The sequence below is a fragment of the Ensifer sp. 2TAB8 genome (genome assembly GCF_052115125.1).
Classification (GTDB): Bacteria; Pseudomonadota; Alphaproteobacteria; order Rhizobiales; family Rhizobiaceae; genus Ensifer.
In genome coordinates this window covers 149,863-166,381 of sequence record NZ_JBFRGB010000003.1, presented here as the reverse complement: position 1 = coordinate 166,381, position 16,519 = coordinate 149,863, and the positions used below count along the sequence as shown (strand labels likewise).

The following is a 16,519-nucleotide window of genomic DNA, read 5'->3' as shown; positions in this document are numbered from 1 at the left end:
CGGGCACAGTGAACGCCCGCTACCTGCGCATGCCCCATGTCGAAAGCGGTATGGTGGTCGGCCTGTTCGGCGGATCCTTCAACCCGCCGCACCAGGGTCATGTGCTGGTTGCCGATACGGCGATCCAACGCCTCGGGCTCGACCAGCTCTGGTGGATGGTGACTCCGGGCAACCCGCTCAAGGATCACAACAATCTGGCGCCACTCGCCGACCGCATCGCCATGAGCGAAGCGATCGCGCGTGACCCGCGCATCAAGGTGACGGCCTTCGAAAAGGCGCTCGGGCAGAGCTATACCGCCCGCACTCTGGAGATCGTGCGCGCCCGCAACCGCGACATCCGCTTCGTCTGGATCATGGGCGCCGACAACCTGAGGAGCTTCCACCGCTGGCAGAACTGGCAGAAGATCGCCCGAACCTTCCCGATCGCCGTCATCGATCGGCCGGGTTCGACACTTGCCTATCTCTCCTCGCGCATGGCCAGGACCTTCGATTATGCCCGCATCGACGAGGACCACGCACGGCGTCTCGCTTTTCACGCCGCGCCCGCCTGGACCTTCATCCATGGACCGCGCTCATCGATGAGTTCGACAGCGCTTCGGGCGGCGACGCCGGCCCCCTCCAGGTCGGAATCGATTTAGGGGTGAACACCGGCAGCATTCGGGGTACAGCAACCTTCATCAGGCGCGCGGCGCGGTCGGGTTGTGTGAATTCCCATGATTCAGTTCTGCTGTCTTGAAACCGCTACCGTTTGATGCCTACATTCATGGACGGTTCGATCTTTGTTCGAATCGAAAGTGCCTGTTTTGTTCATGTGGAAAGGAAAGACCCTGACAACAGCACACGCCAAGGGATATGCGGTCTCCGCATTCCCGCGCAGCACGGGATCTAGCGACGAAGCCGCTGTCCGTGCGCTTCAACTGGTCCTCGAAAGCCTAGAGGACTCGAAGGCAGAAGATATCGTCAGCATCAACATTGCCGGAAAATCGGCGCTGGGAGACTTCATGGTCGTTGTCTCCGGGCGATCGACACGGCATGTGATGGCTATTGCCGATCACCTGACGACCGACCTGAAAGATGGGGGCTTTGGCAACGCCCGTGTCGAAGGTCTGGAAGGCGGTGACTGGGTGCTGATCGACACCGGCGATGTGATCGTACACATCTTCCGGCCGGAGATCCGGGAGTTCTACAACATCGAGAAGATGTGGGCGGCTCCTGAGATCGAGGACGGCACCTTGCATTGAGACCGACCGGGTCGCCGCGCAGCCGAATGCCGGACGAGCCGAGATACGGTCATGCGTGAATTTGAAGGGCTGGCGCCGTATTGAGCGGCGTTGTTAGCCGGAAGTTGCTGCGACTGATCGTAACCTTCGGCCCCGTTTCCGGACAAGGCGCGCAACGACGCTGCGAAGTTCCATGGACGCGGCATAAGATTCTCCTTGAATCGATCCGATTTCAGGAACTATGCAGTGCGCGTTGCAGCGCAAGCGAGGACGGATAAGGTCATGCGTATCGGACTTTTCGCAGTCGGCCGCCTCAAGGCGGGGCCGGAAAAGGATCTCGCGGCCCGCTATCTCGATCGCTTTTCCAAGGCCGGTCCGGCGATCGGTCTTGAGCTGTCTCGCGTCGTCGAGGTTAACGAAAGCCGTGCGTCGAATGCCGAGACGCGCAAGCGGGAAGAAGCCTCCCAGCTTGAGAAGGCGCTTGCCGAGGGCAGTCTGCTTGTACTTCTCGACGAACGCGGAAAAGCGCTCGATTCCGAAGGTTTCGCATCGCTTCTCGGCACGTTTCGCGACAGCGGAAAGCGTGACCTGATGGTGGTGATCGGCGGCGCCGATGGCCTCGACCCCAGCCTTCATGCCCGCGCCGATGCGGTGCTCAATCTCGGAAAGATGACCTGGCCACACCAGCTCGTGCGCATCCTGATCGCCGAGCAGCTCTACCGCGCCGTCACCATTCTCTCCGGCCACCCCTATCACCGGGTCTAGGGCAGCAATTTTCCGCCGACATCCCGCTCGCGCCAACACGCACTGATAACGAGAATATGCTTGGTCGTGTGCGCCAAATCAGATTAGGTTTTTTCCTCATATTTTCGAATGGACGCACGCAACGGATGACGCGCCGAGGCAGAGCCAGCGTTTTCAGCATGGGAAGAGACGACGCAGGACGGCTTGGCCGGAAAGCGGCGGCCTTTGCGTTCGCGCTTGCGATCGGCCTGCCCGCGGGCGCCCAGGAAGTTACACCGCCCGGGGCCACGATGGCCGGGCAAGAGCAGGGTCCGCCCGATCCTGCCGCCGACCTCACCCTTCGCCGCAACAGCACGCGCAGCGAGCTCGACGCACTTTCGAAGACCATTACGCTGTCGCAGGAGCGCGCCAATGCGCTGACGGAGACCATCGCCGAGATCGACAAGACCAACGAGACCCTGCGGGCTGCGATCGTTGAGTCTGCCAAGAAGCGCCAGGATCTTGAGCAGCAGATCGTCGACGGCGAAAAGAAATTGAGCGATCTTCGGACCAAGGAAGACGCCGTGCGAAAGTCGCTGCACGCGCGCCGCGGCGTGCTCGCCGAGGTTCTCGCCGCTCTGCAGCGGATGGGGCGCAACCCACCGCCGGCGATTTTGGTGACGCCGGAGGATGCACTGGCATCGGTGCGCAGCGCCATTCTGCTCGGCGCCGTCGTACCGGGTCTTCGCAAGGAGACCGAAAACCTGGTGGCCGACCTGAAGGCGCTCTCGGACATTCGTGCCGGCATCGACAAGCAGCGGGAAGACCTGACCGCGGCAATGACGGCCAATGTCGAAGAAGAACGCCGCATGTCGATGCTGGTCGCCGAAAAGGAGAAGCTGCGCCAGTCGAGCGCCAGCGAGCTCGCCGCCGAACAGCGCAAGGCCCAGGAGCTGGCCAGCCAGGCCACCAATCTCCAGGGACTGATCGGCTCGCTCGAAAGCCAGATTTCCTCTGTTCGCGAGGCCGCCGAAGCGGCGCGCGCCCAGGAGGAGGAGCGCCGACGCATGAGCGATGCCGAGCGCGAGGCGGCACGCGAATTGGCCCGCAATGCGGTGCCCGACAAAAACCGCATTGCCCCCGCATATGTGTTTTCGGAGCTGAGGAACAAGCTTGCCTATCCTGCCGCGGGATCGCTGTTACGCAAGTTCGGCGATGCGGACGGCACGGGGCATTCGCTGCAAGGGATCATGTTGGAAACCAATCCCGGCGCGCTGGTGACTGCGCCGTCAGATGGCTGGATCGTCTATGCAGGCAATTTCCGCAGTTATGGGCAGATGATCATTCTCAACCCGGGTGACGGCTACCACGTCGTACTGGCGGGCATGGAGAAGGTGAGCGTACAGCCCGGACAGTTTGTCGTGGCCGGCGAGCCGCTGGCGACGATGGGGGCGAAAAGAGTGGCGAGCGCTGCGGCCTTGGCGCTGGAAACGGACCGGCCGACGCTTTACATTGAATTCCGGAAAGACGGGAAACCGGTTGATTCCCGACCGTGGTGGACCGCAGCAGAGGTTGGAAAGGCGCGAAATGATACGTAGGGCTTCACTTGTTCTGGTCGGGGCGCTGATGGGCGCGACCGCGATGGGCGTGGTTTATTCGGCTGTCGTTCCGGCCGTCGCTGCCAACACCTCGACCTATCGCGAACTGGCAATTTTTGGCGACGTATTCGAACGCGTACGCGCGCAATACGTGACGCCTCCGCAGGATGACAAGCTGATCGAGAATGCCATCAACGGCATGCTCTCGTCGCTTGATCCGCATTCGAGCTACATGAACTCGGCCGACGCCGAGGACATGCGTACCCAGACCCGCGGTGAATTCGGCGGTCTCGGCATCGAAGTCACGATGGAAGACGATCTCGTCAAGGTCACGAGCCCGATCGACGATACGCCCGCTGCGCGCGCTGGCGTGCTTGCCGGCGATTTCATTTCGAAGATCGACGGTGCAGACGTTCGCGGCCTGAAGCTTGAAGACGCCGTTGAAAAGATGCGTGGCGCTGTCGGCACTCCGATCAAGCTGACGATCCTGCGCAAGGGCGCGGACAAGCCGATCGAACTGACGATCGTTCGCGACGTCATTGCCGTTCGCGCCGTCAAGTTCCGCACCGAAGGCGACGTCGGCTACCTGCGCGTCATCTCCTTCACGGAGAAGACCTACGACGATCTGAAGAAGGGCATCGAGAAGATCAAGGCGGACGTGCCGGCCGACAAGCTCAAGGGCTATGTGCTCGACCTACGCCTCAACCCGGGCGGCCTGCTCGACCAGGCGATCAACGTCTCCGACGCCTTCCTGGAGCGCGGCGAGGTCGTTTCGACCCGTGGCCGCAACCCGGACGAAACCCGCCGCTTCAACGCGACGCCGGGCGACCTGACCGACGGCAAGCCGGTGATCGTGCTCATCAACGGCGGTTCGGCCTCCGCTTCGGAAATCGTCGCGGGCGCCCTGCAGGACCTGAAGCGTGCGACCGTGCTCGGCACGCGCTCCTTCGGCAAGGGTTCGGTCCAGACGATCATCCCGCTCGGCGAAGCCGGTGCGCTGCGTCTGACGACTGCGCTCTATTACACGCCGTCGGGCAAATCGATCCAGGGCACAGGCATCACGCCGGACATCAAGGTCGAACAGCCGCTGCCGCCGGAACTGCTCGGCAAGGTCGAGGCTCAGGGCGAGTCCGATCTGCGTGGCCACATCCAGGGCCAGAGCGAGACCGAAGAAGGTTCGGGCTCGGTCGCCTATGTGCCGCCGGAACCCAAGGACGACCTGCAGCTCAACTACGCGCTCGACCTCTTGCGCGGCAAGAAGTCGGATCCGTCCTTCCCGGCCAGTCCGGAACAGGCGCAGCTGAAGAAGTAAGCCTGAGACGATTTTCAATCGAGAACGCCGCGTGTTCGAAAGACCACGCGGCGTTCTGCATTTTGGGAGGACGCGCCCCGCCAGGGCAGATGCACTGGTCAACGCAGCACAGCTAAATTATAGGGGTACAGGCGCTGCCGCGGCACTGATTCTCAGGCCACCGGTGCGCTGAGGGAGGAACAGGCGAAGCGTCTCAACGCCGCCTCGCTCGAGAGCGCCGTGCGTCCTGTCAGGTACGCAAAGGGCGCTGCAGAATTTTGAATTGCTGCACGTTTTGTCCTTTGATCGACTGTGATCGAAGGCAGGCATGCAGAAGCGGCAACATCGCACAGACCGACCGAGGCTCCGTTTGGGAACTGATCTCAATGCCCCCCTGGGCCAGAACCGGCGGGTAAAGCCAGCGGCGAAGCGCAATCCCCGACGTCTGCTCGGGTTCTCTCTTCTCGGCCTTTGTATAGCGGCAGTGGTCGGACTGTCATTGTGGGGCAGCCTTGCGCCGGACGGGCTGAGGCGCGGCCAGACCGAAACGGCGATGACCGAAAGCGCCAAGGGCACCGGCGAGAAACCGTCGAAGGCGGCAAACAGCCAGTCAGGCGCCGGCGGAACGATGAAGCCGGGAACCGCCTATTCCGGCGCCGACGTCGAGCACACGCTCACCGACGACGGCTCCACCGTTACGACGTTTTCTCCGCGCAGCCGCGACGGCAAGGGCCCTGCTCTCATCAATGTCGGCCCGGTCCGCGGCCAGGATCCGCGTATGGCCGCGATGCCGAATGACGACCTCCTCGAGGACAGTCCAGCCGGGCGTCTGCCGATCATCGGTCCGGACGGGCTGCGCCCGATGGATCAATATGCACGCCCCTGGTCCGGCGCGCGCGGCACGCGCATCGCGCTCATCGTCGGCGGTCTTGGCCTCAGCCAGACCGGAACGCAGAAGGCGATCCGCGACCTGCCAGGCGAAGTGACGCTGGGATTTGCCACAGCCGGAAACAGCCTGCAGCGCTGGATGCAGGAGGCGCGCCGAAGCGGCCACGAGATCCTGCTGCAGCTGCCGATGGAACCGTTCGACTACCCGGCCAACGATCCCGGTCCCAATGCCTTGCGTATCGGCCTCGGTGAGAAGAAGAACCTTGCGGAATTGCATCGCAACCTCGCCGAGATCACCAACTACACCGGCGTCATGAATTATCTCGGCGGCCGTTTCCTGTCCGATGCCGATGCGCTGGAGCCGGTCATGCGCGATCTCGGCAAGCGCGGCCTGCTTTTCCTCGACGACGGCACGTCGGCGCAATCGCTCTCGGGCAAGCTCGCCGATGCCTTCGATGTGCCGCATGGTTTTGCCGACCTGACACTCGACACCGAGCTCAGCCGCGGTGCGATCCTGCGCAAGCTTGATGAGCTAGAACGCATTGCGCGGCGCAACGGCACCGCCATCGGCGTCGCCTCCGCCTTCGACGAAAGCGTCAGCGCGATAGCCTCCTGGATCGGCGAAGCACAGGGACGCGGCATCGAGTTCGTCGGCGTGTCCGCGCTCGTCAAKGATCCGCAACAGAACTAGCGTACACGCAACCCGATCGGAATGCATGGATATGGAAGGAAGAGGCAGCCGATGAGCAAGGACAAGAAATTGAAGGCGGAAGACCTGCCTTACCGCCCCTGCGTCGGCGTCATGGTGCTGAACCGCGCCGGCCTCGTCTGGGCCGGCCACCGGATCGCCGTCGGCAATTCCGAATATGACGGTTCGCCGCAGCAGTGGCAGATGCCGCAGGGTGGCATCGACAAGGGTGAAGACCCGCTGAAGGCGGCCTATCGCGAACTTTACGAGGAGACTGGAATGCGCTCGGTCTCGCTGCTGGCGGAAGCGCCGGGCTGGATCAATTACGACCTGCCGACGCATCTGATCGGCATTGGCCTCAAGGGCAAGTTTCGCGGCCAGACGCAGCGCTGGTATGCCTTCCGCTTCGAGGGCGACGAGAACGAAATCGCCATCAACCCGCCACCCGGCGGCCACGAACCGGAGTTCGACGCCTGGGACTGGAAGCCGATGCGTGATCTGCCGGAGATGATCGTGCCGTTCAAGCGCAAGGTCTACGAGGAAGTCGTCACGGCCTTCGCGCATCTCGCGCCGTAAGCCAGCCCTCGGATGAAGATACAAAAAGGCCGGCGAAGTCGCCGGCCTTTCTTTTTGGCATTTGGGCCGAGCTTAGTCGGCTTCGGCCTCGTTGGCCGGGGCAGCGTTGAGCTGGCCGTATTTCTCTTCACCGATCTTGTCGAGCAGCTCGAGCTGGGTTTCGAGGAAGTCGATATGGCCTTCCTCGTCAGCAAGCAGTTCTTCGAAGAGCTTCATGGAGACATAGTCTCCGGCGGCGTGACAGATGTCGCGCGACTTCTTGTAGGCGGTGCGGGCGTCGTATTCGCCGGCAAGGTCGGCCTTCAGCACTTCCTTGACGTTCTGGCCGATACGCAGCGGCGCGACCGTCTGCAGGTTGGGATGGCCTTCAAGGAAGATGATGCGCGCGACGAGCTTGTCCGCATGCTGCATCTCCTCGATGGATTCCGCGCGCTCCTTCTTGGCGAGAAGCGTGTAACCCCAGTCTTCGAGGAGGCGGTAATGCAACCAGTACTGGTTGACGGCACCGAGTTCGAGATAGAGCGCTTCGTTAAGCTGCTCGATGACCTTTTTGTCGCCTTTCAAGATCCGCCCTCCGGTTGTCTTCGTGGAATTGTCTAAGGCGGGTCATGAAATCAAATATCTCAGCGTCCGTCGAGTCGCGGTGCGCGTGATATTGCTCGGTGGTGCGAATGATGATGTCGACGACATTGGGGAAGCAGCCGCAGCAGCGGCCGCGCTTTTCCATCGCGTGATAGACTTTCGCCGGCACGATCAGCTGCCAACAGTCGTCGTTGAGGAGACCGATGATCGTGTCCTCGATCTCTTGTTCCGTGATGAAATTGCAGCTGCAAACCAGCATGTCGTCTCGCCTGTCGTACGCAACGCCCTGTGTCAGCGCATAAAGCAAAACAGGACATTTAGTGTCAACTAAAAACTCCGCGAGCGGAAGTTGCAGGTTGATTAGAACGACTCTAAACTTGACAAAAAGCTTCGTCTTTTCAGAATTTTAGAGAAATATGAAAGACTATTCTTGCAGACCTAAGGTCGTTCGCGCCGCAGGTCGCCTGCGACATTTTTACACACATCAATGGCTCCCTCCATCAAACACTGCCAGGAAGAGCCCCCAACGGCAGTCTCGCCGAATGGTCCGGAAAACCGTTCCGGGCGTCACGCAAGATGAACGGCTCATTCACCGCGAGGCCCACCGGGCCGCCCTTTGAGGCGGCGCGGGGGGCTCTGCCATCAATGGAAATTGCGTCCCTTCGGCATCACGTCCGCCACCTCGGCCGTCGCCTGCTGTGGCCCCCGGCCACCGGAATCCCCGGTCACCGGCAGGCGCAGATTGCCCTGCGCCTTCTTCTCGCGCGCGTCGCCGGTCGGTCTCAGCGCTTCATCGGCGCGGTCGCTGCCCCCGAACCGCCGGGCTTCCTTGCGCAACAGTCCCAGCATCGGCGTGATGTCCTCGATGTGTTCGGCGACCACATGGATGACGCTGCTTTCGCGCTGCAGCCGGCCGCGGATCTTGACGAGGCGTGCACCCATGACCACCGGGCGATAGGTCGTAAACACTTTTGGCCAAACGATCGCATTGGCGACACCAGTCTCGTCCTCGATCGTCATGAAGATGACGCCCTTGGCCGAGCCCGGACGCTGGCGAACGAGCACCAGCCCGGCGACCGTTATCCGCCGCCCGACCGGAGCAGTCGCAAGCGTGCGGCTGGTGACGATGCCCTGCGCCGCAAGTGTGTCTCTGAGGAAGGAGACCGGATGCGCCTTCAGCGAGAAAGAGAGATAACGATAGTCGTTGATCACCTGCTCGCCCGCCAGCATCTCCGGCAGAACCATCGCCGGCTCCGGCCGCAACTCCTCTCTCGCTGCACCCTCGAAGAGCGGCAGCCGCTCGGCCGCACTCTTTTCATCCAGAGCCTTCACCGCCCAAAGCGCCTTGCGACGATCGAGCCCGATCGAGCGGAAGGCATCGGCATCGGCGAGCCGCTCGAGCGCTGAACGGGAGAGGCCGGAGCGTAACCAGAGATCACGAACCGACCCGTAACCGGCGCCCCTATTGGCGACGAGTTTATCTTCAAKCTCCTTTTGGTTCAGCCCCTTGATCGAATTGAAACCGAGGCGCATCGCCTTCGTCGTCCTGATCACGTCCTCCATCTCGCGGTGGCGCGGCTCGATGGCGTTGCGATCCAGGCCACCCGCTTCGAGATCGGCATCCCAGACCGAGTGGTTGATGTCGACGGGCAGCACCCGGACCCCATGCTCCCGCGCGTCCCGCACCAATTGCCCGGGCGCGTAAAAGCCCATCGGCTGTGAGTTCAGGAGCGCCGCGCAGAAGACATCGGGATAATAGGTTTTCAGCCAGCAGGAGACATAGACGAGCAGCGCGAAGGACGCCGCGTGGCTTTCCGGAAAGCCATATTCGCCAAAACCTTCGATCTGCTTGAAGCAACGCTCGGCGAAATCGCGCGGATAGTTGTTCTTGACCATGCCTTCGATCATCTTCTCGTGGAAGGTATGGATGGTGCCGGTGCGCTTGAAGGTCGCCATCGCCCGCCGCAACTGGTCGGCCTCACTGGGCGAAAAACCGGCGGCAGTGATGGCAATCTGCATCGCCTGCTCCTGAAAGAGCGGCACGCCGAGCGTCCGTTCCAGAACGACCTCTAATTCAGGGCTCGGATATTCGATAGGTATCCCAAGAGCATGCTGCTCCCGCCGTTTCAGATAGGGATGCACCATGTTGCCCTGGATCGGCCCCGGCCGGACGATCGCCACCTCGATGACGAGATCATAGAATTTCCTGGGCTTCAGCCGCGGCAGCATGCTCATCTGCGCCCGGCTCTCGATCTGGAAGACGCCGATCGTATCGGCCCGGCAGATCATGTCGTAGACGGCGTCCTGATGATCCTTGAAGAGCTGGTGCAGGTTTTTCCGCTCATTGTAATGCCGGTCGAGAAGCGCGAAGGCTCGGGCGATGCAGGTCAGCATGCCGAGCGCCAGCACGTCGATCTTCAGGATCTTCAGCGTGTCGAGGTCGTCCTTGTCCCACTCGATCATGAAGCGGTCGGGCATCGCCGTGTTCATGATCGGCACCACCTCGTCGAGCCGGTCGCGGGTCATGACGAAGCCGCCGACATGCTGGGAAAGATGGCGCGGGAAACTCATCAGCTCGCTGGCATAATCGAGCACCTTCACGGTCGTCGGGTCCTTCGTGTCGAGACCGGCGGCCTGCGCCTCGCGTTCCGAGAGATCGGCGACCGACCAGCCCCAGACCGAGCCGGCAAGCGCCGATTGTACATCTTCTGAGAACCCGAAAGCCTTGGCGGTCTCGCGACCGGCGGAACGTGCCCGGTAGCTGATGACGGCGGCAGTCAGCCCCGCATGTTCCTTGCCATAGGTCTCATAAATATGCTGGATGACCCTCTCCCGCTTCTCGTGCTCGAAATCGACGTCGATATCCGGCGGCTCGTCCCGTTCGGTCGAGAGGAAGCGATCGAAAAGCAGGGTGGTCGAAAGCGGGTCGACTTCGGTAATCCTCAGGCAGTAACAGACGGTGGAATTCGCCGCCGAACCGCGGCCCTGGCACAGGATTTCGGCGCCACGCGCAAACTGCATGATGTTGCGCACCGTCAGGAAGTAGGGCTCGTAACGTTTGCCGGCGATCAGCTCGAGCTCATACTCGATCTGCGTCGAAACCTTCTCAGGAATCTCACCGGAATACCGTTCGCGCGCGCCCTCCTTCGTCAGCCGCCGCAGCGTCTGTGTCGGTGTTTCGCCAGGAATGCTCTCATCCGGATATTGATATTCGAGGTCCGACAGCGAGAACTTCAGACGCCCAAAGAAATGCCCGGTATTGGCGATCGCTTCCGGATAATCGCGGAAGATGCGCGCCATTTCGGCGGGCGTCTTCAGATGTCGTTCGGCATTGGCGTGCAACCGATAGCCGGCGGCAGCGATCGTCACATGCTCGCGGATCGCGGTGACGACATCGGCAAGCGGCCGCCGGTCAGCGACATGAAACAACGGGCTGTTGGTGGCGACGAGCCTGACTGACGCATGGCGGGCAATGGTCGCAAGCCCGGCAAAGGCAAACTGGTCGAAGCCGTCATAACGCGGCACCAGCGCCAGATAGAGCCGGTCGGCGAAATGCGGCTTCAACCGCTTGAGGAAATCGGCAAGCAGGGTTGCCTCCGGCGCGCCGATCACCGGGCCGGGCAGCACGGCAAGCAAGAGATCCTCGCCCCATTCGATGAGATCGGTCTCGTAGAGCGTGCAGGTGCCTTTCTTGGCGCGCAGGTTTCCGGCACTCAGCATCCGACAGAGATTGCCCCAGCCGCGGCGATTTAAGGGATAGGCGAGCACGTCAGGCAGGTCTTCGGCAAAGGAGAGCCGCGCGCCTGGCTGGAAGGCATATTTCTCCACCTTGGCCTGCGCATGCGCGCGCACCACGCCGGCGACGGTATTGCGATCGGCAATGCCGAGGCCGCCAATGCCGAGGCGGCTTGCCGCAACAACCATCTCGCCCGGATGGGAAGCGCCTTCGAGGAAGGAAAAGTTCGACCAGGCGCCGATCTCGAAATAGGGCACAGCGTTACTCATGCGAAGACTCCATGCATGAACCAGCGCGGCGGAGCGCTCGCGCCATAATGGCCCTCGCGAAACAGCCAGAACCGCCGACCGCTATCGTCTTCCACCCGGAAATAATCGCGTTCCAGCGCCGGCTCACCATCAAGCCACCATTCGCCGGCAATCCGCTCAGGCCCTTCGGCTCGCGCAATGCGGTGCAGCGTGCGCCGCCAGCGAAAACTTCTCGGCGGCCCCTCCGGCACCTCGGCGACCGCCTCTACCGGCTCGGGGCTTGGAAAGAGCCGTTGCGGCCGGGCCGCCGCGGCAAGCAGGGGCGCCGGGATGTTTGCGGCCGGCTCCCCGGCCTTGCTGATCAGCGCCATGTCCGTAAGCGGGCGGAAGGTCGCTGCCCGCTCCGGAACATGGCTTTCCGAGAGAGCTGGCACCATGAGGCTCTCCGCTCCGAAGCGCGCCATGACCCGATCGGCGAAGGCCGCAAGCGGGCGCTCGCGATCCGGCGTGCCGGAAAAATCTTCCTGCATCACCTCGTATTTTTCGCTCTTCGGCACCGAGAGCCTCAAGATTTCGAAGCCGAAGCCGGCATCGAGATCCTCATGCACCGCCTGCAGGCGCTCGCGGAAAAGACCGGCGACGCGCCGCGGTTCGTTGAGCGGCGAAGATGTGCCGGCGGCGATGCGGAAGACCGCGCCATCGACACGGAAGAGCAGCAGTTCGAACAGGCGCCCGCCCTCCCCGCGCTTTTCCAGTTCCGGCTTCAGCCGCAGCGCCAGTTCTTCCGTCAGGCCCAAAATATCGTCTTCGCCCTGGACCGGTTCGCCGAGCCGCCGCTCTGCCGAAAGGGCCGCGACGGGCAGCCGTGGCGATAGCGGTTCGTCCTCCCGCCCCAGCGCCTGATCGAGGCGCAGAAGCAGGGTTGCACCGAACCGGCGGGCAAGCGGCGCGCGCGGTGCCGCGATGATGTCGCCGATCTGCTTGAGCCCGACCCGGCCAAGCGTTTCGATCGTTTCCTGCGGCAACCGAAGAGCCGCCATCGGCAGTGGTGCCAGCGCCCGCGCCGCCTCGTCCTCGGCAAGGATATCGTCTGAGCCGAAACGCGCCACCGCCCAGGAGAGCCCGGCGGACGAGGAGATCGCCGCCCGGGCCTCGACGCCCAGATGAAAAAGGCGCGCGAGCAGATCGTCGAGCAGCGCCTTTTCCCCGCCGAGAAGATGAGCGCAACCGGTGATGTCGAGAAAGAGGCCACTGTCGCCATCGAGCGCGACGAGCGGCGTATAGCGGCTGCACCAATCCGCAAGGCCTGCAAGCAGCGCCCGGTCGGCGGCGGGATCGGCCGGCAGCACGTCGATCTCGGGACACATGGCCCGAGCTTCGGCAACGCCCTGACCAATGTGAAATCCACGTTTCTCGGCGTAACCCTCAAGCGCGACGAGGCGCATCGCGCTCTTCACCTTGTCGGCGAAGACGACGGGCGGATGTTCAGGACGCCCGCGGGAAAGCCACGAGTTCCCCCAACGCTTGCGCGCGACCCGATCGGCCGGAAGATGCGGAAAGGCGAGCGACAGAATGCGCTGGTTCTGGATCTGCCGCAGCAGCGGCTGGTAGGGGCTCGACGGGGTAAAGGCGGCGGTCATGGGGGTTCCACTCCAGGAAGAAGCCGAGCGGCGCAGGAGCCCTGCTCTTCTCGGCAATGACATGAAAGACGGGATGGCCGATGCTGCCGCGAAGCATCGATCCATCCGGTAGGGCGCGCTCGCGCGCCGGGGCCGGCTCGACGAGGAAGCGGAAGAAGGCGCTGCTGGCCTCCTCGTGTCCGGACTGGCGCAGAAGCAGAAGGGGGATATGGCCCGCTCGTGAGCGGACATGCAGGCGCCGACTTTCGCTAAGCGCCAGGGCTGCAGGATTGCCGCGAATTTCAAGGATCACGGCACAGAAGGTCGGGACGGAAAGCGCGGCTTCAGCGATCCAGAGCGCATCCTTCACCGTACGAGGCAGGCTGAAGACGAGGCCGCGGACATCGAGGCCGAAAGCCTTGAGACCCAGCCCGTAGGGCATGCCCGCTTCGTTGGAAGCCATTGCCTGGCTGATCCAGAGTACGGGCGCCACCGACTCGCCCTTTTCCAGGCGCGCCTGCTGACAGAGCACGCTAAGTGCGGCAGCAAACCCGGCGGCAGCACCGGCATCACGCGTTTCGGCATTGCGGATTTCCGTCATGCCTTCGAGCGGCAGACCGCCTTCGAGAAGCGCGTCTAGATCCCGAACGCCAAGCGCCAGCGCCTTGCGCCCCGGCTCATCTTCCTCACGTTGACGGAAGCCGCCGGGATCGGCCGCCTTGGCGGCGCGCACGACGCCCGGAAGCCGACGGTTTTCGATCCTGGCTATGGTTTCTCGGAGCGAAAGTACCGTCTCCCGCTCCACGGCTTTGTCGGCCATGACGGTCAACTCCCATCAGAATGTTCATGTTATGTTCTATTAGATTCCAGAGCTTCCTAAATGAGTCAACAGCCAATTCTAAGAATTTATTCCTGTCCCTGTGGTCAAGGAATTCAACACTCGAAAAACAAAGGCAAAATCGCTATATGGAGGGCAACAAGGAGTGCCTATGGCCCGCATTGACCAGACCGATGATTGGCGGGAACGCCACGCACCGACGCTCACCACCTTCGAACAGCTCGCGCTGGAAGCCTACGGCCATCTGCCGCAGGAGTTCCGCCAGCTGACGACCGACCTCATCATCGAAGTCGCCGACTTCCCGAGCGACGACGTTTTCGAGGATATGGCGCTTGAAACGCCCTTCGACCTGCTCGGCCTCTTCGAAGGCCGCGGCATCGGCGAACGCTTCACCATGGAAACCGGCCAGTTCCCCAATCGGATCACGCTTTATCGCCGCCCGATCATCGACTATTGGGCCGAGAACGAAGAGACGCTGGGCGATATCATCACCCATGTGCTGATCCACGAGATTGGCCACCATTTCGGCCTTTCCGACGACGACATGGAACGGATCGAGGCCAGCGTCGAGCACGTCGGCGGCTGACACTTCATTGCCTATCATCCGCGCGGTGAGGGCTGCCCCCTCATCCGCCTGCCGGCACCTTCTCCCCGAAGGCGGGGCGAAGGAACCGCGCGGCACCCGCTCGCATTCATACCCAATTCCAGAAACGGGCTTCACGTGCCGACTATTCGCGATGACCAAGCGTCAGTCGCGTCCCCTCGCCCCGCTTGCGGGGAGAGGGCTAGTCCTCGGGTTAAACCCGAGGAGAGGGGCAAATTTGCGCGACAGCAGGCAGGCCTGCTTACTGTTCCGACAGCTTGATATCCGGGGTGTAATCCTTGCCCTCGACATCTTTGACCACCGCCTGGCCGCACTGCATATGCTGCGTATCGGCATTGAAGGCATAGGTGGGCGAGCCGTGCAGGCTCCAGCCCTGGTTCAGCGCCGCCGTCACCTTGTGGCAGAAGGAGGCGTCGTCAGGACCGGTCAGGAAGCGGTAGAGTTTCAAGATCTTCTCTTTCGTTGTTCGATAAGGTCCGCCTTGGCGGCAAGCGTCACGGCCTGGTCGAGGTGCAGCCGCTCGACCATCCGTCCGTTGAGATTGATGACACCCTTGCCAGCGTTTTCCGGAAGCGCAAAGGCGGCGATGATCGCGCGCGCCTCGTCGACGGCAACCTGCTCCACGCCGAAGCGCTCGTTCGCCGGGCCGATCTGGGTGGGATGGATCAGCATCTTGCCGTCATAGCCCATGTCGCGGCCCTGCCGGCATTCCTCGTCGAAGCCCGCCGCATCACGGAAATCGTTGAACACGGCGTCGATGACATCGAGGCCGCCGCCGCGTGCGGCCAACAGGATCTGCATCAGCCAGGAAATCAGATAGGGGCGACCAGGGCGATCCGGCACGCCGGTCTCCTTGCGCAGGTCGTTGAGGCCGACGACGAAACAATCGAGCCTGCCGCTGAAGGTGCGGCCGGCCTCGGCGATTGCCGGCGCGTTGATCACCCCACGCGGCGTTTCGATCATCGCCCAGAGACGCAACGTTTCCGGCGCGTCGTTCTCGTCGAGCCAGTCGGCCGCCGCCTGAATATCCGCCGGGCTTTCGACCTTCGGCAGGAGAATGGCATCAGGATTGGCCGCTAGCGCTGCGGCGAGATCGTGCTGACCGAAATCGGAGCCGATCGCATTGATGCGGATGACGATTTCGCAGTCCGGCCGGCTCGCCGTCAGATACTGCACCAGCGCCTCGCGCGCTTCCACCTTGCGCTCGGGCGCAACCGCATCCTCAAGATCGAAGATCGCGGCATCAGTTGCGAGTTCAGCGACCTTGGCGAGCGCGCGGGCATTGTCGGCCGGCACCGAAAGCGCCGAGCGGCGCAGACGCACGGGGTGATGTTCGATCGATTTGTTCATGTTTCAGTTGTGCCCGCCTTTGCCGCGTTCCGCAAGACGAGGCGAACCGCCGCACCCCTTTCGCAAAGCGCGCCTCTTGCAAGTCCGAAGGCGAGCCCCCACATCGCCCTCAGAAAGGTGACGATTATGCAAAGCATTCGCTCTGTTCTCTTTACGGCCGCAGCCCTGACCATCACGTTCGCGGCCTTTGTGCTCACCGCCTCGCTGGCGCTGGCCCTTGCCGGCATCGCCGCCGTCGTCGTGGTCGGCAGCGCCATTGCCACACGGCTGAATTTCAGGCCAGCCCGCGCCACGGCGCGTCCGGCTGCCGCAGGCCCCGCCCATGGCCACGGCCAGCGCGAGATGCGCATCTGGAATGACGGTCGCGGTACGATCATCGACCTCTGATCCCCAGGCATCGGGATCGATCCCCGGGCGTCGGAATCGATCCCCAGCGGTCATCCGCAATCGGGCCGATCAATGATCGGCTCGAACCCTGTTGGCGCCCTTCAAAAACCGTCATTCAGCAGGCTGCAAATTTTTTTTCGATCCCATGTCGGATCGGACATTCCATCTTCG

16 protein-coding genes are annotated in these 16,519 nt (G+C 62.6%); 9 read left to right on the top strand and 7 right to left on the bottom strand.

Annotation, left to right across the window (positions count from 1 at the left end; translation table 11 throughout):
* Positions 1–8: 8 nt before the first annotated feature.
* The 7 genes from AB4Z53_RS08815 (at position 9) to AB4Z53_RS08785 (ending at position 6,984) form a co-directional block, all read left to right on the top strand.
* A complete protein-coding gene (locus AB4Z53_RS08815) occupies positions 9–638 on the top strand; it encodes a nicotinate-nucleotide adenylyltransferase (RefSeq protein ID WP_441595572.1) in 630 nt (209 codons plus the stop codon).
* A gap of 171 nt (positions 639–809) precedes the next feature.
* Positions 810–1,241, top strand: a complete 432-nt coding sequence (gene rsfS, locus AB4Z53_RS08810; RefSeq protein ID WP_077968685.1) for a ribosome silencing factor — start codon at positions 810–812, stop codon at positions 1,239–1,241.
* A 261-nt stretch (positions 1,242–1,502) separates the two neighbouring features.
* The gene (gene rlmH, locus AB4Z53_RS08805) at positions 1,503–1,985 is read left to right on the top strand and encodes a 23S rRNA (pseudouridine(1915)-N(3))-methyltransferase RlmH (protein WP_441595571.1); all 483 of its coding nucleotides are present in this window, start codon (positions 1,503–1,505) and stop codon (positions 1,983–1,985) included.
* Positions 1,986–2,143: 158 nt separating this feature from the next.
* Positions 2,144–3,541, top strand: coding sequence for a murein hydrolase activator EnvC family protein (locus AB4Z53_RS08800; RefSeq protein ID WP_113535303.1), 1,398 nt, complete (start codon positions 2,144–2,146; stop codon positions 3,539–3,541).
* Positions 3,531–4,853 carry a S41 family peptidase gene (locus AB4Z53_RS08795; protein WP_113535304.1) on the top strand — a complete coding sequence of 441 codons (1,323 nt, stop codon included), beginning with the start codon at positions 3,531–3,533 and terminating at the stop codon, positions 4,851–4,853. The genes AB4Z53_RS08800 and AB4Z53_RS08795 overlap by 11 nt, the downstream gene beginning before the upstream one ends.
* A 349-nt stretch (positions 4,854–5,202) precedes the next feature.
* Positions 5,203–6,411 carry a divergent polysaccharide deacetylase family protein gene (locus tag AB4Z53_RS08790; protein WP_441595570.1) on the top strand — a complete coding sequence of 403 codons (1,209 nt, stop codon included), beginning with the start codon at positions 5,203–5,205 and terminating at the stop codon, positions 6,409–6,411.
* Between the two features lie 51 nt (positions 6,412–6,462).
* Positions 6,463–6,984, top strand: coding sequence for an RNA pyrophosphohydrolase (locus AB4Z53_RS08785; RefSeq protein WP_113535306.1), 522 nt, complete (start codon positions 6,463–6,465; stop codon positions 6,982–6,984).
* A 72-nt stretch (positions 6,985–7,056) separates the two neighbouring features.
* Here AB4Z53_RS08785 and bfr read toward each other — a convergent pair whose 3' ends face one another.
* The 5 genes from bfr to AB4Z53_RS08760 form a co-directional block, all read right to left on the bottom strand.
* Complete coding sequence (gene bfr, locus AB4Z53_RS08780; protein ID WP_034802698.1) at positions 7,057–7,548, bottom strand: bacterioferritin; 492 nt, start codon at positions 7,546–7,548, stop codon at positions 7,057–7,059.
* Positions 7,514–7,825 (bottom strand): (2Fe-2S)-binding protein, encoded by a 312-nt coding sequence (locus tag AB4Z53_RS08775; RefSeq protein WP_441595646.1) that lies wholly within the window; start codon positions 7,823–7,825, stop codon positions 7,514–7,516. The genes bfr and AB4Z53_RS08775 overlap by 35 nt, the downstream gene beginning before the upstream one ends.
* Positions 7,826–8,208: 383 nt before the next feature.
* Positions 8,209–11,571, bottom strand: a complete 3,363-nt coding sequence (locus AB4Z53_RS08770; protein WP_441595569.1) for an error-prone DNA polymerase — start codon at positions 11,569–11,571, stop codon at positions 8,209–8,211.
* A complete protein-coding gene (locus AB4Z53_RS08765; protein WP_441595645.1) occupies positions 11,568–13,121 on the bottom strand; it encodes a Y-family DNA polymerase in 1,554 nt (517 codons plus the stop codon). The genes AB4Z53_RS08770 and AB4Z53_RS08765 overlap by 4 nt, the downstream gene beginning before the upstream one ends.
* Positions 13,036–13,989, bottom strand: a complete 954-nt coding sequence (locus AB4Z53_RS08760) for an ImuA family protein (protein ID WP_441595568.1) — start codon at positions 13,987–13,989, stop codon at positions 13,036–13,038. The genes AB4Z53_RS08765 and AB4Z53_RS08760 overlap by 86 nt, the downstream gene beginning before the upstream one ends.
* Positions 13,990–14,158: 169 nt before the next feature.
* Here AB4Z53_RS08760 and AB4Z53_RS08755 point away from each other — a divergent pair, with 169 nt between their 5' ends.
* Positions 14,159–14,593, top strand: coding sequence for a metallopeptidase family protein (locus AB4Z53_RS08755; protein WP_441595567.1), 435 nt, complete (start codon positions 14,159–14,161; stop codon positions 14,591–14,593).
* Between the two features lie 259 nt (positions 14,594–14,852).
* Here AB4Z53_RS08755 and AB4Z53_RS08750 read toward each other — a convergent pair whose 3' ends face one another.
* Both AB4Z53_RS08750 and AB4Z53_RS08745 read right to left on the bottom strand, forming a co-directional pair.
* Positions 14,853–15,059, bottom strand: a complete 207-nt coding sequence (locus AB4Z53_RS08750) for a DUF1737 domain-containing protein (protein WP_113535311.1) — start codon at positions 15,057–15,059, stop codon at positions 14,853–14,855.
* The gene (locus tag AB4Z53_RS08745) at positions 15,056–15,961 is read right to left on the bottom strand and encodes an HpcH/HpaI aldolase/citrate lyase family protein (RefSeq protein WP_113535312.1); all 906 of its coding nucleotides are present in this window, start codon (positions 15,959–15,961) and stop codon (positions 15,056–15,058) included. The genes AB4Z53_RS08750 and AB4Z53_RS08745 overlap by 4 nt, the downstream gene beginning before the upstream one ends.
* A gap of 126 nt (positions 15,962–16,087) precedes the next feature.
* On the opposite strand from AB4Z53_RS08745, the gene AB4Z53_RS08740 reads away from it, so the two are divergent.
* Entirely contained in the window at positions 16,088–16,348 is a 261-nt protein-coding gene (locus AB4Z53_RS08740) for a hypothetical protein (RefSeq protein ID WP_291160304.1), read from the top strand.
* The last annotated feature ends 171 nt before the right edge of the window (positions 16,349–16,519 follow it).

Excerpts from the sequence above, each read along its gene's own strand:
- AB4Z53_RS08775 (WP_441595646.1), bottom strand. The coding sequence starts at position 7,825 with ATGCTGGTTTGCAGCTGCAATTTCATCACGGAACAAGAGATCGAGGAC.
- AB4Z53_RS08800 (WP_113535303.1), top strand. The coding sequence starts at position 2,144 with ATGGGAAGAGACGACGCAGGACGGCTTGGCCGGAAAGCGGCGGCCTTT.
- rsfS (WP_077968685.1), top strand. The coding sequence starts at position 810 with ATGTGGAAAGGAAAGACCCTGACAACAGCACACGCCAAGGGATATGCG.
- AB4Z53_RS08740 (WP_291160304.1), top strand. The coding sequence starts at position 16,088 with ATGCAAAGCATTCGCTCTGTTCTCTTTACGGCCGCAGCCCTGACCATC.
- AB4Z53_RS08745 (WP_113535312.1), bottom strand. The coding sequence starts at position 15,961 with ATGAACAAATCGATCGAACATCACCCCGTGCGTCTGCGCCGCTCGGCG.
- AB4Z53_RS08795 (WP_113535304.1), top strand. The coding sequence starts at position 3,531 with ATGATACGTAGGGCTTCACTTGTTCTGGTCGGGGCGCTGATGGGCGCG.
- rlmH (WP_441595571.1), top strand. The coding sequence starts at position 1,503 with ATGCGTATCGGACTTTTCGCAGTCGGCCGCCTCAAGGCGGGGCCGGAA.
- AB4Z53_RS08755 (WP_441595567.1), top strand. The coding sequence starts at position 14,159 with ATGGCCCGCATTGACCAGACCGATGATTGGCGGGAACGCCACGCACCG.
- AB4Z53_RS08760 (WP_441595568.1), bottom strand. The coding sequence starts at position 13,989 with ATGGCCGACAAAGCCGTGGAGCGGGAGACGGTACTTTCGCTCCGAGAA.
- AB4Z53_RS08785 (WP_113535306.1), top strand. The coding sequence starts at position 6,463 with ATGAGCAAGGACAAGAAATTGAAGGCGGAAGACCTGCCTTACCGCCCC.